Raw genomic sequence first — 14,719 nt, 5'->3', positions numbered from 1 at the left:
CGGGGCGGGCCGCCCCGGCGTGTCGGGGCGGATTAGACGGTGACTTGATACGCGGTAGTCGGCACGACGGCCGGATCGTCCTGAAACACATTGACGACGACGAATATCAGGCACGCCACGACGGTCCAGCGGAAGACCTTCGACTTCTCAAAGTTGCTTTGGCGTGCCGACTCAGACGGCGCGATGCGCGCTGCTTGCTCGTCCCGAAGCCAATTGCGCCGGGCAGTGGACTGGGGATCGAACATTTTCATAGCTTCTCCGAACGCTGCGAACTGCAGCAGTGGAGTCGAATGTTGGGCATTCCTTCGACTCTTTGCAATAGGAATTCCTAACTTCGATCGCGAAAATATGACAGGACCGCCTAATCGGTGACGACTAATGTTCCTGAAAGGTCTTGAATAAGTCGGACGAAATACTGTATGTTTATACAGTATTCGAGCAGAAGAATTGCCGAGGGGAGAAAGCTACGGGGCTATGTCGAAAGGAGAAATGCGCTGCAGACCGGGGGATTTGGCGATCGTAAGCCGTTGCCAAAACGAGTCACGCATTGGAATGCTAGTGCGGGTTGTGGGCCCGCACAGCACTGCCGATTACGATTGGGACGTGGAGCTTCTTAGCGGCCCGATCAGGGGGCGCGGGATACGCACGGGCCGCGTCGGCGAATACCGCACGGCCGCTGTGTTCGATTGGAACCTCACGCCTCTTCCGGGTCAGGACCATTCAGGTCGAGAAGGTCATCCGGCTGCTGTCCGCGCAGGTCTTCAAACACCTTGAGGGTTTGCAGTAGCGCAACAAAAGCGCTTGACGGAAGCCCGACCTTATCTGCTTCGGTAAGCGCATCGACAAGGGCCTGAGCGTGAGCGCCCAGCTTCTCCTGCTTCTGCGGAGCTGGTGCGTTCGCTCGACGCTCCATCTGTCCTTCGCCTGTCGCGAGCCACCACGGGTCGACATTCAAGAATTCGGCCGCGAGCAGCAAATTGGCGCCCTCCATCTTTTTGGTCTTGCCGCTCAGCCAGTCGCTGACTGACGGGGCACGGACGCGGCACGCGCGTGCCAAGTCGGCCGCCTTCTTTTCGGGCGGCATCTTCATTGCCTGTTCCAAGCGTTCGGCTAGTGTCGTCATTAGGAAAGCCTAACTCAATGCGAATAAGGAATGCCTTGCATTTGATGTAAGGAGCACCTAACATAGCGGTATGAAAACACCATCACCCCTAGACCCGTACGCGTGCGCCGTAATCGATGCATTTGGGGGAACGGCCGCTACTGCCCAACTGTGCCAAGTGCGAATGCCGTCTGTCTCCGAATGGCGAAGAAACGGCATCCCGCGCGCGCGTCTGCTGTTTTTGCGACTGGCGCGCCCTGACTTGTTCGAGGCTCTCGATTCAAAAGCCGAAGAGTCGTAATACGCCCGATGCCGGGACTCGAGTAGCAGTCGAGTCTACGGGATGCATGGATCTTGGCTGAATCGTAATCGCCAGCGTACCGCCCCGACAGGATGAAAGCATCTCCATCCCAAACGCCTCATATGACCTGCCGATACATCGATGGCGCACGCGTGCGCGCGCACGGAAGAGATTCCGCTACTGAATTACCGGAGCTTGGTCCGGACAGAGACTGTGTGTTTCACGGTCGCCTTGATAACCGCTACACAGGAGGCAAGATGAACTGGGTTCGTGGAGTCGTGTATATCACGATGGAAGCTGCCGACGGCGGCGACCCTATGGGCATCCGTGTTATCGCGGGGATGACGGATAACGCGGATGCAGGTTCGGACGTTCTGTCCGCTATCGCCGAAGTGCTCGGGCGGGCGGCAGCTAGCGCGGTTCCCTCTGCCGTGTCTCTTCGTGCCCACAAGCGGAGCAACGAAGCGTGTCGAGCTTCACGCCCGCAAAGTCAAACTCCGGGTGAGGAATCGACGCAGTGACTTTCATTGCTGGCTCGTTGCATAACGGACACATCTGCCCGCCCGGTGCGAGCTTCGCTTCGAGTGCCGCAACACGCGCCTTGAGCGCGTCGATCTCTGCCGGCGCTCCCGAAATGCGTTTCCAGCCCGGTACACGTTCGAGAGTCTTCATGATGTCTTCCAACAATCCCATAGGCTTCCTCGTTCGTTTGTTTTGCGGAACTCGACTGTATCACTCCGTCGCGGCCAGATTCGTTGGTGGAGAGGGCGTACGCCAGATTCAATGCCCGATCAATTTGGAGTTCGCGTCAAAATGACCTGCCGATACGACAGCACTGAATGGCTGGACGTCTTGTACACGTCCGTTCGCAACACGCCCGGCGGCGTTGCCGACGCCGCCAACTATCTCACCGTGCGACGCGGCAAAAACGTCACGACAGAGTCGTTGCGCCTGCGCTTGCGCGGCGTCGGCGATAGCCGCTTGTCGATGGAAATGTTCGAGTTGCTGATCGAGTGGATGCAGGAAAAGACCGAGGCCAAGGCGCACGCACTCGATGCGCTCCATGCACTGAACGCCCGTTTCGGATTGGTCGCAGAGCACGTGGACGAGCACGGTGCCGATGAGGCGCTGGAGCCGGGCGCAATGCGGCTGGTTTCGACGGCGCTGCATCTGCAGGCGCACGTCGGCCGCGTCGCAGACGACGTGACGCGCGCGCTCGAAGATCAGCGGATCGATGATCGCAAGGCCGAAGAGATCATCGCGACGGGCCGAAAGGGACAGCGCCTGTTCCAGCGCCTCATCCATGCCGCCCGCAACCTTGCGAAGCGCCGCCGCCGCTGACATGGAGCGATTCAAACCCGGCATGGGGTGCTGCCGTGTCGCGCGCGAGCAGGTCGAACTGTGCTGCAGCTACTCGCAGCAGCTCGCGTGCGCGACCGCAAGCCTTGCTCATCGCTTTGCCATTGCGCCTGACGACGCTGGCCGATTTCTTGGCGATCTGATGGCGACATTTCCCGATCGCGTCGCCGTGTTTCTTGCGGAGGCGGAGCGAGTCAGTCGCGTTGACGTGTTCATCGCGGCGGCGGCCCGTTTCTGCGGCGCACTTCCCACCAAGCCGGAACGCCACGCGTTCCGCGATCAGATCGTCGGCCAGATTTGCGCGGCCGATCTGTCCGCATTCGATGAGCGTATGTCCGCTGAATGGCGTCGACTTCGCGGCAAATAGAGGAAAGTGCGGATGACGTACCGAATCGCCCTGTCATTTGATCAGCGCATTCCATGCCATTACAGCACCGGCGGAAAGTGCGGCTGTCACTCCTTGTTTAAGCGCGTCAGTTGCGCCGCTCCGCGCGCTTTCGACGAGGTAGTCGCCAAGGGGCGTGACCGCCCGCAGGGATTCCGGGATGGCCTTGAGAATCTCCAGCGCCTTCGCGGTGAGCACGACACCACCGAACGTACCGCCGTTTGTCTCTTGCGCGTAGTCGATGTAGCCGGCGCGTTGGAGCCATCGAAGTGTGTTGCAGAAGAAGTCAAGTTCACGCTCGATGTCGGGATCGGGGGTGCCGTCGAAACGAAAGGAACGCTCTGCGTTGATCCCGTAGTCGGCGGCGACAACGCCTGTCGCCACGGGAAATTGTTCGTAGAGATTCGCCAGTAGCTTGGCCACCAGCAGGTCAAATTTTTCAATGTTCGAGGACACGATGAGCGACTCCAATCATGGGTTTAGTCGAAAGACCTTCCTTTTCGTCGCAGAAGGATACTGGAAAGGTTGGTTTGGGGCGTTAGAGGCCAACGGTGTCGGTCGCCAATTCGCAACAATGGACCGCACAGAAGCGCTCGCTGCTTTCCGCGACGTGTTCGGCCTCGTCCACGTCTGGGGCGAGGACGCGTTGAGGATGGAGTGTCCTCACCATTCGTGTAGTGCTGAGGTTCAGAGCGTCGTCCGCGAGCTCGGGCGGTGTGATGGCATGTCACTCGTTGATATCAGCACGGCTCTGTTTACCGGCGAGATCGGCCAGAACGAGGCGCGATCGGCTGCGGAAGCGTATCTCGCTGGACACTCCAGTTCCGAAGTCGCGGTGGGCGTTGCCGAATTTCTTCTCGATATCAAAGCTAAGCGTCGTGACGCGCTGAGGCGCAGTTGCGGAGCCCGATGCAGCGGGGGAGCAAAGTGACTTTGCAGAGCGTCAGCAGCGGCCTGCGCCGCCGGCATTCAATGCCGCAACGCAAGACGATCGGGACCGATGTGTATAGCGCCGGCCGTAAGGCATGGCGCTCGACCCTCCATCAACGTGAACTGGAAAGGAGAATCGCTGAATGTCGTCGCTAGACCAGATCCGGGCGCAGCTCGCGGCAGCGGGGCATCCGGAATTGCCGGCTGGCCACCCGATCGCGGATGGCAAGCATCATCGCTATGGTCCGCGAAAAAAGTACTGGTACCAGCTGCGCGAGGTAATCAGCAAGGGCGCCGTGATCGGATACGCCGGCACTTACGGTCACTTCTCGGGTGACGATCCCGGTACGGAACGCTTCCGATGGGACGGTGCGCCTTTGAGCGGCGAGGTGCTGGCGGAAACGCGTCGACGTCAGGAAGCCGCCGAGCGCGCGCAGGCCGAGCGGGAGGCGCGGCAGGCGAAGCTCGCTGCCAATCGGGCGCGTGATCAGTGGGAGCGTGCGGCCGAGAGTGGTACGTCCGCATACCTCGAGCGCAAGCAGATCACGGCAGAAGGCGTTCGCTTCGATGATGACGGCACGATGCTGGTGCCGATGTACCAGTACGCCGATGGCGCGCGTCTCGTTGGTCTGCAGAAGATCACGCCGGACGGCGCGAAGCGGTTCAACAAAGGCATGCAAAAGAAGGGTGCAGCCTATCTGTTAGGCGACGTCGGTCCGGACGACAAGATGGTGTTGGTCGCCGAAGGCTACGCGACTGGCCGCTCAATCCGCATGGCGACGCGTGAAGCTTTCGCGCTGTCCGTATGCTTCGATGCTGGCGGCATTCTGCCCGCCGTGCAGCATCTGCGCGCGGCGTATCCGGACGTTCACATTCTCGTTTGCGCAGATGACGACTGGAAGGTCGAGCAGCGCATGCGCGAATGGCTCGCCGAAGAATTCGGGTTCGAGGGCATGTTGACGTTCGATGCGCCGCCTATTCGGATCGAAGCGAAGAACACGTGGTACATGATCGCCGCGCACAAGCGGGCTGACGAGAATGGCATCGAGTACGTCGAGGTGACGTATGGCAACGACGTCCTGCCGCAGCGTCGCAAACGGTTCGAGAACACGGGCCTGAAACGTGCGCATGAAGCGGCAGCGGCCGTCGACGGTGTCACCGTAGTCCATCCCGTGTTTGCGAATCGAGGCGAGCGTAAGCTGACCGACTTCAACGACCTGCACGTCGAGGAGGGCACCGGCGCCGTTGCTCGACAGATCCAGTCCGCGATCCTGTCCGTTCTCGCGCCAGCGAGCGATGAGATCCGGCCGGTCGTTATGGATGCGCCCGCAGCGCCTGCGTCGGCCGCGACGTCCGCTGCCGCCGAACAGAGCGAATGGGACGGTCGTGAAACGGAGAACGGCGCATATACGTGGGAGCGGGATCTTGCCCGCTCGGAAAAGGGCACGCTGCTGCCTACATTGGGGAACGTGCACCTCATTCTGTCGAACCACAAGGCATGGCAGGGCGTCATTGCGCACGACGACTTCGCGGGCCGCGTCGTAAAGCGTAAAGCGCCGCCGTTTCCGCAGGGGGCCACCGGCGAGTGGACGGACATGGACGACTACCGCTGCACGCTCTGGTTGTCGCAGAAATACGGCATATCGGTGCGACCGGACATCGTCATGAGCGCAGTGCTGTTGGTCGCCGATTCGACGCATTTCCATGACGTGCGCGAGTACCTGAATGGTCTCGTGTGGGATGGTGTGGAGCGCGTGCGTCAGATGCCCGCGACGTACCTCCACGTCGAGGATAGCGAGTACGTCCAGCTGGCGTTCATGAAATGGATGATCGCGGCCGTCGCGCGTGTCATGGAGCCGGGCTGCAAGGTCGACAACGTGCTGATCCTCGAAGGCCGGCAGGGTTGGCGCAAATCGACGGCCCTGAAGGTTCTCGCCGGCAAGCAGTGGTTCACCGATACGCCGATCCAGATCGGCAACAAAGACACGTACGCCGTCATGGCTGGCAAATGGATCATCGAGCTGGCTGAACTCGATTCGCTGAACAAGACCGACTCGTCGGCCGCAAAGAGCTTCTTCGCGACCGAAACGGACCGCTTCCGAAACTTCTACGGCAAGCGCGCGACGGACGTCCATCGTCAGTGTGTGTTCGCCGGCTCGGTCAACTTCGATGCGTACCTGAAGGATGAGTCGGGCAACCGGCGTTACTGGCCGCTGCGATGCGGCGGGCTGGTCGACATCGACGGGATCGCGCGTGTGCGCGATCAGCTGTGGGCTGAAGCCGTACACCTGTATCGCTCGGGCGTCGTATGGCACGTCACTGAGGCCGAGCGACCGCTGTTCGAAGTCGAGCAGGCCGAGCGCTACGAAGGTGACGTGTACGAGGATGTGATTGGCAAGCAGCTGGAGTTCGCGCATCGCACGACGATGGAGGAGATTCTGCGCGACGTGCTGAAGCTCGATTCGTCTAAGTGGACGTTGCCCGAGCAGCGACGCATCGGCAAGGCATTGAAGTCGCTCGGTTGGGTTCGCAAGCGCGAATCGACCGGGTCGCGTGGGTGGTTCTATGTGCGCGACGAGCACGAACCGGAGCGCATCCCTGAAACAGTGGCCGCAGGCGATGACGACAGTCCGCTTTGATGTTGTGGCGCGCGGAGTCGGTGTGTTCGGCGCGCTGCTGCGCCAGCCTTGGCGCGCTGTGGACGTCCCAATGTCCCGACGTCCCAAAGCCCGCTCCGTGCGCGCGTGTGTGCATGCGACGTGCGCGACGTAGGCGACGCATGTCGCGCGGGCGCGCGCCCCTGCAAGGCTTTTTCATTGGGACATTGGGACGTTAGGACGGTAAGGAGAAGAGAATGATCGATTTGATGGAGCGAGCGGGTGTCGCGATGAGCGTTCGTGGTCAGTTCACCGACCCGATTGCCGATCCGAAAGTTACTTTGGGCGCACTCGCCTTTGCGAACGATCTCGGTCGGCTGCTCGTTCGGATCAAGGCGGGGCAGGAGGTCAGGCGCGAGACCGTGCGTCGAGCAACGCTGCTGTTGGCGCAAATGATTCGCACGTCTGGCCGGTTCAAGCGCAACCGCTTCACCGGTTTGAATCGAGACGATCGTCGCGAGCAGCGCTCGGGACACGAGGTAGAGCGTGCGAGGGCCGACATCGTCGAGCGATTTGCGCTGCGGTTGCTCGATGAATGGGTCAATGATCAGTGCGTGCAGTGCGAGGGGCGCGGCGTGGTGCGCCGGGGCGGTCGGTATATCTGCCCCGATTGCTCCGGGTCAGGCAAGCGTCCGATCGATGAGGCGGCACGCGCGCACGCGCTCGGTATCCCGCTTGTCGACTACCGACGACACTGGACGCGTCGCTTTCACGACATGCTCGCGCTGCTCGATAGCGTGAATGGATCGGTGTACGACACAATGCGCCGGCAATTGCGAGAATGAAACGTCTTCCATTCCAAGAGCGGATCGCGTAAACTTCGCACATCCTTTACCGCATCACTGGATGTTCGCTGGCACCGCGCGTTAGTCGTGCAAACCTCTCGGGACATAAGAACACATAGCGGAGCCCGTTAGGTCGTGTGGGGGCGTTCGCCCTCACGAAACGAATTCCAAAGCCCTGAGTGCGAAAGCCCTCAGGGCTTTTGCTTTTGGGGCATGCGTGCCTGTTGAGGTGTCTGATGAGAAACGATCGATTTGTCGCCGCGCAACGAGGCTATATGGCGTGGGGAATTATTCAGGCTGACGGCCGGCGTCACGCGCACTATTGTGGTGACGTGATTGCGTGGCATATGGATGCGGATGACGAGCGGCAGGGCGATGCGCGCCAGAGATTTGTCGCTCGACCGGTTCTGTTGACTGAAGCGCCAGAGGGCGTGGTTGTTGCTTATAACGGCCGGCTGTACGGCAAGTGGCGTGAATGGTGCGACTTCGAGTCGTGGCTGCGCTCGGAAGGCTTGGTTGTTGCTGTCCACGACGCGGATCTTGCGCGACGCTTGTATGGGATCGGCGACGAGCTTATCGAGAGCCGTGACCGCGTACCACGATCGAAGGCGAGTGGCGCTGCCGGAGGGGATACGCTACAGGCGTTATCCGCAGCGCTGAGCACATGCAGTGGATTCGCTGATCGAATTTCCTGCGCGATCCAGACACGCGTCTGCTCGGGGCTGGTAGCAGACGCATTGAACGAAGTGGCGGTGACCGAAATGGTTAGTCTTTCAGCACGAGCGGCTTTAAATGATCGGGCAGCGTTGCCTTAAATGCTGCTTGGAACTGCTCTCGATAGAGGGCGGTGACGCCGGGCTGGTCGCGTCGTATCTCGTACGCTGAGCGGAGCGCTGCGGCCAGCGGCTCCCAAGTATTCGGCGACAACATCGTCAAATTAGCGAGGGCTTGCAGGATCGAGGTGTTGGCAGCTGCAGTTGCGTCGCGAAGCTGCGTGCCTTTGATCAATAGCTGTACCTCGGCACGAAGTCGCTGTACCTCGGCCTGAAGTTGTTCAATTTCCGGCTTATCCATTATTGCTCCGGTGTTGGTTTGTTTGGCCCCGAGCGTGCAATTGTGACACGCCGCGGCCAGCGTACTCAGTGACCGGCTGTACAGAGATATGAAGCCCTGAGTGCGAACGCTCTCAGGGCTTTTTGTATTGGGGCGCTGAAATGCGAATCGAGTCGACGAGCGCCGGGCCGAGCGAGGTCTGGTCGACGTGGGATGAAGATCGAAGCATGGGGCGCGTTACCGCGCGGTGCTTCGTGTTCGACGACGCGCTCGACCGTATCGTGTGGGCGATGGACCGAGCAGGCGACGGTGGGACCGCCGATGTCGCGATCGGTGCGGGTCTGCCTACTTTTTGAGCAGGCGGGGACCCGCTGGGCATCGCCATACGCGGGGGCTCGCACCCGCGTTTTTTCTCTACTGGCGAGTCTCCCTAGGGGGTCATATTCATGCCGACTCAACAGCAGATCGCCGAGCATCTTGATCTTGATCAGTCGGCCGTTTCACGGTTTGTCGACAAGGCTCGGCTCGATTACAAGACCGCGTCGATGGACGAGATTCGCGTCGCGTATATCCGGCACTTGCGCGAAGTCGCTGCCGGCCGCGCGAGCGAGACCGGCATCGATCTCGTCGCCGAGCGCGCGATGACGGAGCGCGTCGACCGCGAGATCAAATTGCTGACGCTGGCCGAGAAGAAAGGGCAGCTCGTCAACGCGGCGCAGCTGGAACAGGCATACGGCCTGATGGTCGGCGCTTTTCAAACGGAACTGCTGTCGCTCGCCGACAAGCTGGTGCAGGAGCTGCACGCGCTATACGGCGTCCACGTCGACGTCGAATGGTTGAACGAGCATATCTATGGATGCCTTGAGCAGCTTTCTGAATACGACCCAGACGGTGCACGCAGTGATTCGCCGGATCGCGAAGATGCTGCGTCCACCGGAGCGGATCGGGACGACCGAATGGGCGCGCAAGCATCGGAGGATGAGCGCGAAAGCGACCGCTACGCCGGGGCGCTATAACCCGGCCATCACGCCGTGGGTGTTTGGCATGCACGACGCGCTGGACGATCCGAACGTGCGGAAGGTTGTGTGCATGAAATCGGCGCAGGTCGCGTGGACGGACGGCGTCCTGCTGAACTACATCGGCAAGCGGATCGACGTCGATCCGTGTCCGATGATCGTGATGTTCCCGAAAGAGAAGACGGCGAAGAAGTTCAACCTCGAAAAGTTCGAACCGATGGTCGAGGTGACGCCTCGGCTTTCGGCCAAACTGCCGGTGCATTCGGCGCGGGATAAAAACAACCTGTGGGATCACAAGACGTTCGCCCGTGGCTTCCTGAAGTTCATCACGTCGAATGCGCCGGACGAAGTGAAGTCGACGCCGGCCCCGGTCGTGGCCGTCGAAGAGCCGGACGACGCGAACACGAACGTGCGCGAGCAGGGCGACTCGATCACGCTGCTCGAGGAGCGGAACAAGAGCTATTCGGCCCGGCGCCGCAAGATGATCTTGGGCGGTACGCCGACTGTCGACGGCCTGTCGCGGATCCAGCAGGCATACGCGGCGTCCGATCAGCGCGTGTATCTGGTGCCGTGTCCCGACTGCGACGAAGAGCACGAACTTGCATGGGAAAACGTCACGTGGAGCGAGGACGCGGATGTCGTGCACGAGGTGTACGGCCGCGCTCGGCCGGAGTCGGCCCGCTATACCTGTCCGCATTGTGGTTCGTTGTGGGACGACGCGGCACGCATTCGTGCGGTACGCCGCGGGCGGTGGGTCGCCACTGCGCCGTTTCACGGTGTCGCCGGCTTTCGTATCAACGAGCTGGTGTCGCCGTTTCCCGGCTCCAACATGGCCGAACTGGTCAAGAAGTGGCTGACGGCCGAGAAGGCGCTGCGCGAGGGCGACGACACGAAAATGCGCTCGTTCGTGAACAACTCGCAGGGCCGGCCGTACAAGTACAAGAGCGACCTGCCCGAGCTCGATGTGCTCGCCGAACGGGCGCTGCCGTACGACGAACTGACAGTGCCGGCCGGCGGCCTGCTGCTGACGCTCGGCGTCGACGTGCAGCACGACCGTCTGGCGATCATCCTTCGCGCATGGGGGCGCGGCGAGGAAAGCTGGCTCGTCGCGTGGGGCGAGATCCACGGCAACGTGCTCGAGCAACAGCAGGATCCGCTCGTCGGCGGCGTATGGGGTGCGCTCACGACGCTTCTGACGCACGGCTACCGGCATGAAAACGGCTGGCTGCTGCGCGTGCGCGCGACGTCGATCGACTCGTCGGACGGCTCCACGTCGGACGCCGTCTACAAGTACGTGCGCGCGGCGCAACAGGCCGGGCATCACGTGATGGCGGTCAAGGGCAGCAGCAACCCGGACGCGGAGATCTTCAGCGTGCCGAAGGCATCGATCGATTCGACCCGGAACAACAGCAAGGCCGCGAAGTACGGTCTGCGCCCGTACATGGTCGGCGTGAGCCGCGCGAAGGATCTGATTCTGGAAAACCGGCTGAAGCTCGAAGGCGACGGGCCGGGCCGCATGCACTGGTATCGCGACGTACGCGGCGACTACCTGTCGCAGCTCACGGCCGAGGTGAAGGTGCCGGGGCCGCGCGGCGGCAAGCGCGTGTGGCAAAAGAAGGCCGGTGCGAGAAACGAGGCGCTGGACTGCGAAGGCTACGCGCTCCATGCGGCTCGCAGCGTCAAGGTTCATCTGATGAAGGAGGAGCACTGGCAACTGGAACAGCACCGTGTCTCTCAGGTTTCGTTGTTCGACGCGGTTCCCGTGTTGGAAACGTTGCCTTCGGTGCTACCGGTTGAGCCGTTGCCCGATCCGCCGGCCGAACCGGTTGCCGTCGAGAACCCGCGGCTCGCGCCGCAAGCTGCAAAACCCACCGAAACCCCGCCACCGAGCGGGGTTTCGCGCATTCAGGGGCGTCGAGTCGGGCGGTCGAGCTACCTGTCGCGACGCTAGGAGGTGTTCATGGCATACACAAAGCAGGATCTGGAGCGTATCCAGTCGGCGATCGCTAAAGGCGAGCTGGAAGTCCAGTACGCGGATCGACGAGTGAAATATCGCTCGATCGCCGAGCTGCGCGAAGCGCGCACCGAGATCATTCGCGATCTGAGCGGCGCTGCAGGGCGCTCAACGATCTTCCGGCTGCGGCACGCGGGCAAGGGGGTGCGATGAGTCGCACGTATCCCACGCTCGCCCGGCGTGGCTTCGTGGTGCCGACGCGGTTGAAGGCGGCGGCATACGAATCGGCGAGCACCGTAGGGGCGCGGGCGAAGTCGTGGCGAGTATCAGGGGCGGGGCCGAACACGGCTGCCGTGCAAAACCTGTCGCTCATGCGTTCTCGCGCGCGCGACGCGATCCGAAACGACCCGTGGGCCAAGACGGCGATCGCGCGACTCGTTTCGAACACGATCGGCACGGGCATTCAAGCGCATCCGCAGCATCCGAACGATGCAGTGCGCAAGATGCAAAAGCAACTTTGGGAGGACAGCGGGCACGAGATCGACGCCGACGACGTGTTCGACATCGCGGGCATCCAGACGCTGGCCGCACGGTCGTTTTTCAGCGACGGCGAGGTGCTGGTACGTCGCCGGATGCGCAGCCCGCGCGACGGGCTCGCGGTGCCGATACAGATCCAGCTACTCGAAGGCGATCTGCTGCCGATGGAGAAAAACGAGCTGGTTCCCGGTGGCGAGATCATCAACGGCGTCGAGTTCGACGCAGACGGCCGACGTGTCGCGTATCACCTGCTGCGGCGTCATCCCGGCGAGTACGGGCGCGCATCGATCGCGAACATGCAGACCGTGCGCGTGCCGGCCGATGAGATTGCGCACGTCTTTCTCGCGCTTCGGCCCGGTCAGGTGCGCGGCGTTCCGGAGCTGTCGACCGTGCTGCTTCGGCTGAAGTCACTCGACAACTTCGATGACGCGGTGCTGTTTCGACAGGAGGTCAGCAACCTCTTTGCCGGCTTCATCACGAAGCCGCCGACCGAGCCGGGCATGCCGGGCGATCCGGTGACCGGCGGCGCCATGCAGTACGACGTCGACGGGTTCTCGCCCGTCGTTTCGCTCGAGCCGGGCAGCATGCAGGAGCTTGCGCCCGGCGAGGACGTGAAGTTCGCTGCGCCGCCGGGTGCGGGTGCCGACTACGGCCCGTTCATGCGCCAGCAACTGATGGCCGCAGCGGCGTCGGTCGGCATGCCGTACGAAGTGCTGACCGGCGACCTGCGCGACGTGAGCGACCGCGTGCTGCGCGTGATCCTGAACGAGTTCCGCCGCTCGATCGAGCAGCTGCAATGGAACGTGTTCATTCACCAGTTCTGCCGGAAGGTCTGGCGCTGGTGGGTCGATGCTTGCGCGTTGTCGGGTGCGATGCCGATGCCGGACTACTACCGAAACCGGCGCGACTACCTGCGGGTTCGATGGGTGCCGCAGGGCTGGCCGTACATCCATCCCGTGCAGGACGTCACGGCGAAGCGAATGGAGATCCGGGCCGGACTGGCGAGCCGTTCGGGCGCGGTGCTCGCGCGCGGCGACGACCCCGAGCAGGTGGACGACGAGAACGCGGCCGATCTTGCGCGCGAGCTGCGGCTCGGCCTTCGGTACGACACGCTCGAACCGGTCGACGGTGGAGGCGGTTTTTCAAATGGGGATGGCGAATGAAGGGAAAGAAGCGTTGGTGGGACATCCGGGCGCAGGCGAACGCGGCCGGCGAGCAGGTGGCCGAGATCCGGATCTACGGCGATATCGGCTTCTGGGGTACGGACGCAGAACTGTTCGCGTCGAAGCTCGATGAGGTCGCCGCAACGGCGACGTCGATCGTCGTGGCCGTGAATTCGATGGGCGGCGACGTGTTCGACGCATTCACGATCTACAACGCGCTGCGTCGGCACGCCGGCAAGGTGACGGGCCGCGTCGACGGCGTCGCTGCATCGGCGGCATCGCTGATTCTGATGGCGTGCGACGAGATCGTGATGCCGTCGAACGCGATGCTGATGATTCACAACCCGCACACGGTCGCAGCCGGCGAGGCCGCGGACCTGCGCAAGCTCGCGGACCTGCTCGACAGCACGTCGGACAACATGCTCGCGGCTTACGTCGAGCGCAGCGGCCGGACCGAGGACGAAGTGCGGGCCATCATGGACGCGGAAACGTGGCTCACCGCCGCGCAGGCGCAGGAGCAGGGGTTCTGCGACACGATCGCCGAGCCGATCCGTATCGCGGCGTATGCGGGCGCTGCGCGACACGTCGCGCGGTTCGCGGCCGTGCCGGATCCGATCCGTGCGCTGCTTACCGATGATGCTGAAGCGCCGCCCGTTCCTGAGCCGCAGCCGACCCTGGCGCCGGCACCGCAGGCGGCGCCGGACGTAACGGCGCTTGCGTCGCACGTGTATGCCGCGTGCCGTGACGCGCGCATCGAGCACTGCGCCGAAGGCATCGTACTGGCGACCGGACTGCGCGATCGCGCGACGGTCGATGCGGCGATCCGCAACGCGCAGGACATTGCAGGCATCTGTCTCGCGGCGAATCTGACCGAGCTGACAGCGGGCTTCGTGGCGGACGGCCTGTCGCCCGATCAGGTTCGCGCACGGCTGTTCGAGCGTGTGACCGCGTCGCAGACGCGGATCAATCATCGCGCTCAACCGGTCGCACCGGCCGAGTCGACCGTGGTCGCGAACGCGCCGCGAGCGGCGTCCATCTACGCGGCTCGCAAGAGCGGCAAGTAATTTTGACGTTACCCGAGGAGGGAAAACTCATGTCGAACGTGAAGCAACAAGGCGTGCTGACGGCCGAATTTCTCGTGTCGGAAGGCAACGGGCAAATTTCGCGCGAGCGCATCGTGGTCAAGGCAGGGCCGGCGCTGCCGGCCGGACAGGTGCTCGGCGTGACGAGCACCGGTGAGTATGCGCCGTATGACAACGCGGCGAACGACGGCTCGGAAGTCGCGGCGGCAGTGCTCTATGCGCCGCTGCCGGCCTCCGACGCGCCGCGCCCGGCGACGGGCATCGTGCGGCTCGCCGAGGTCGCCGGTGCGCTGCTGACGGGGCTCGACGTTGCCGGCCGCAGCGATCTCGCCGAGCGGCACGTGATCGTCCGCTGACCGTCGTAAGCGCCATTCAGGGCCACGCACTACGCGTGG

Annotated in this window: 17 protein-coding genes; 11 read left to right on the top strand and 6 right to left on the bottom strand. The window is 62.7% G+C overall.

Going from position 1 to position 14,719, the window contains the following annotated elements; translation table 11 throughout:
• Positions 1-32: 32 nt before the first annotated feature.
• The 3 genes from HMPREF3115_RS18685 to HMPREF3115_RS29615 all read right to left on the bottom strand — a co-directional run bounded on the left by HMPREF3115_RS18685 (position 33) and on the right by HMPREF3115_RS29615 (position 2,075).
• Positions 33-251, bottom strand: coding sequence for a hypothetical protein (locus HMPREF3115_RS18685; RefSeq protein WP_070555582.1), 219 nt, complete (start codon positions 249-251; stop codon positions 33-35).
• 443 nt (positions 252-694) lie between these two features.
• Entirely contained in the window at positions 695-1,090 is a 396-nt protein-coding gene (locus HMPREF3115_RS18680) for a helix-turn-helix domain-containing protein (RefSeq protein ID WP_233620176.1), read from the bottom strand.
• 724 nt (positions 1,091-1,814) lie between these two features.
• Positions 1,815-2,075, bottom strand: a complete 261-nt coding sequence (locus HMPREF3115_RS29615) for a coiled-coil domain-containing protein (protein ID WP_196775705.1) — start codon at positions 2,073-2,075, stop codon at positions 1,815-1,817.
• A 141-nt stretch (positions 2,076-2,216) separates the two neighbouring features.
• Between HMPREF3115_RS29615 and HMPREF3115_RS18675 the strand changes: the two genes are divergently transcribed.
• Positions 2,217-2,744 carry a phage regulatory CII family protein gene (locus HMPREF3115_RS18675; RefSeq protein ID WP_043281023.1) on the top strand — a complete coding sequence of 176 codons (528 nt, stop codon included), beginning with the start codon at positions 2,217-2,219 and terminating at the stop codon, positions 2,742-2,744.
• A 1-nt stretch (position 2,745) separates the two neighbouring features.
• Positions 2,746-3,129, top strand: coding sequence for a hypothetical protein (locus HMPREF3115_RS18670; RefSeq protein WP_043281032.1), 384 nt, complete (start codon positions 2,746-2,748; stop codon positions 3,127-3,129).
• Between the two features lie 33 nt (positions 3,130-3,162).
• Here the strand turns inward: HMPREF3115_RS18670 and HMPREF3115_RS18665 are convergent, their stop codons facing one another.
• A complete protein-coding gene (locus HMPREF3115_RS18665; protein ID WP_043281031.1) occupies positions 3,163-3,603 on the bottom strand; it encodes a hypothetical protein in 441 nt (146 codons plus the stop codon).
• A 1-nt stretch (position 3,604) separates the two neighbouring features.
• On the opposite strand from HMPREF3115_RS18665, the gene HMPREF3115_RS18660 reads away from it, so the two are divergent.
• The 3 genes from HMPREF3115_RS18660 (at position 3,605) to HMPREF3115_RS18650 (ending at position 7,519) form a co-directional block, all read left to right on the top strand.
• Positions 3,605-4,078, top strand: a complete 474-nt coding sequence (locus tag HMPREF3115_RS18660) for a hypothetical protein (protein WP_125902534.1) — start codon at positions 3,605-3,607, stop codon at positions 4,076-4,078.
• Between the two features lie 142 nt (positions 4,079-4,220).
• Positions 4,221-6,716, top strand: a complete 2,496-nt coding sequence (locus HMPREF3115_RS18655; protein ID WP_006414288.1) for a virulence-associated E family protein — start codon at positions 4,221-4,223, stop codon at positions 6,714-6,716.
• Between the two features lie 215 nt (positions 6,717-6,931).
• Entirely contained in the window at positions 6,932-7,519 is a 588-nt protein-coding gene (locus HMPREF3115_RS18650) for a hypothetical protein (RefSeq protein WP_006414260.1), read from the top strand.
• Between the two features lie 191 nt (positions 7,520-7,710).
• On the opposite strand, the gene HMPREF3115_RS31010 is transcribed toward HMPREF3115_RS18650, so the two are convergent.
• Together HMPREF3115_RS31010 and HMPREF3115_RS18645 are read right to left on the bottom strand one after the other, a co-directional pair.
• A complete protein-coding gene (locus HMPREF3115_RS31010) occupies positions 7,711-8,049 on the bottom strand; it encodes a hypothetical protein (protein WP_141751698.1) in 339 nt (112 codons plus the stop codon).
• A 235-nt stretch (positions 8,050-8,284) separates the two neighbouring features.
• Positions 8,285-8,593, bottom strand: a complete 309-nt coding sequence (locus HMPREF3115_RS18645; RefSeq protein ID WP_043281022.1) for a hypothetical protein — start codon at positions 8,591-8,593, stop codon at positions 8,285-8,287.
• Between the two features lie 425 nt (positions 8,594-9,018).
• Here HMPREF3115_RS18645 and HMPREF3115_RS31645 point away from each other — a divergent pair, with 425 nt between their 5' ends.
• From HMPREF3115_RS31645 to HMPREF3115_RS18610, 6 genes are read left to right on the top strand one after another with little or no spacing between them, the layout of a single operon-like run.
• Positions 9,019-9,588, top strand: coding sequence for a hypothetical protein (locus HMPREF3115_RS31645; protein ID WP_006409013.1), 570 nt, complete (start codon positions 9,019-9,021; stop codon positions 9,586-9,588).
• A complete protein-coding gene (locus tag HMPREF3115_RS18630) occupies positions 9,494-11,539 on the top strand; it encodes a phage terminase large subunit family protein (protein ID WP_371089501.1) in 2,046 nt (681 codons plus the stop codon). The genes HMPREF3115_RS31645 and HMPREF3115_RS18630 overlap by 95 nt, the downstream gene beginning before the upstream one ends.
• Before the next feature lie 9 nt (positions 11,540-11,548).
• Positions 11,549-11,755, top strand: a complete 207-nt coding sequence (locus HMPREF3115_RS18625; protein ID WP_006412163.1) for a phage head-tail joining protein — start codon at positions 11,549-11,551, stop codon at positions 11,753-11,755.
• Positions 11,752-13,242, top strand: coding sequence for a phage portal protein (locus tag HMPREF3115_RS18620; RefSeq protein ID WP_006414278.1), 1,491 nt, complete (start codon positions 11,752-11,754; stop codon positions 13,240-13,242). Before HMPREF3115_RS18625 ends, HMPREF3115_RS18620 begins: the two co-directional genes overlap by 4 nt.
• Complete coding sequence (locus HMPREF3115_RS18615; protein WP_006414241.1) at positions 13,239-14,306, top strand: head maturation protease, ClpP-related; 1,068 nt, start codon at positions 13,239-13,241, stop codon at positions 14,304-14,306. The genes HMPREF3115_RS18620 and HMPREF3115_RS18615 overlap by 4 nt, the downstream gene beginning before the upstream one ends.
• A gap of 29 nt (positions 14,307-14,335) precedes the next feature.
• Positions 14,336-14,680, top strand: coding sequence for a head decoration protein (locus tag HMPREF3115_RS18610; RefSeq protein ID WP_006411289.1), 345 nt, complete (start codon positions 14,336-14,338; stop codon positions 14,678-14,680).
• The last annotated feature ends 39 nt before the right edge of the window (positions 14,681-14,719 follow it).

The sequence above is a fragment of the Burkholderia sp. HMSC10F09 genome, assembly GCF_001806955.1.
GTDB classification, from domain to species: Bacteria; Pseudomonadota; Gammaproteobacteria; order Burkholderiales; family Burkholderiaceae; genus Burkholderia; species Burkholderia multivorans.
The sequence above is the reverse complement of the archived record's forward strand: the minus strand, read 5'-3'. Positions and strand labels throughout refer to the sequence as shown.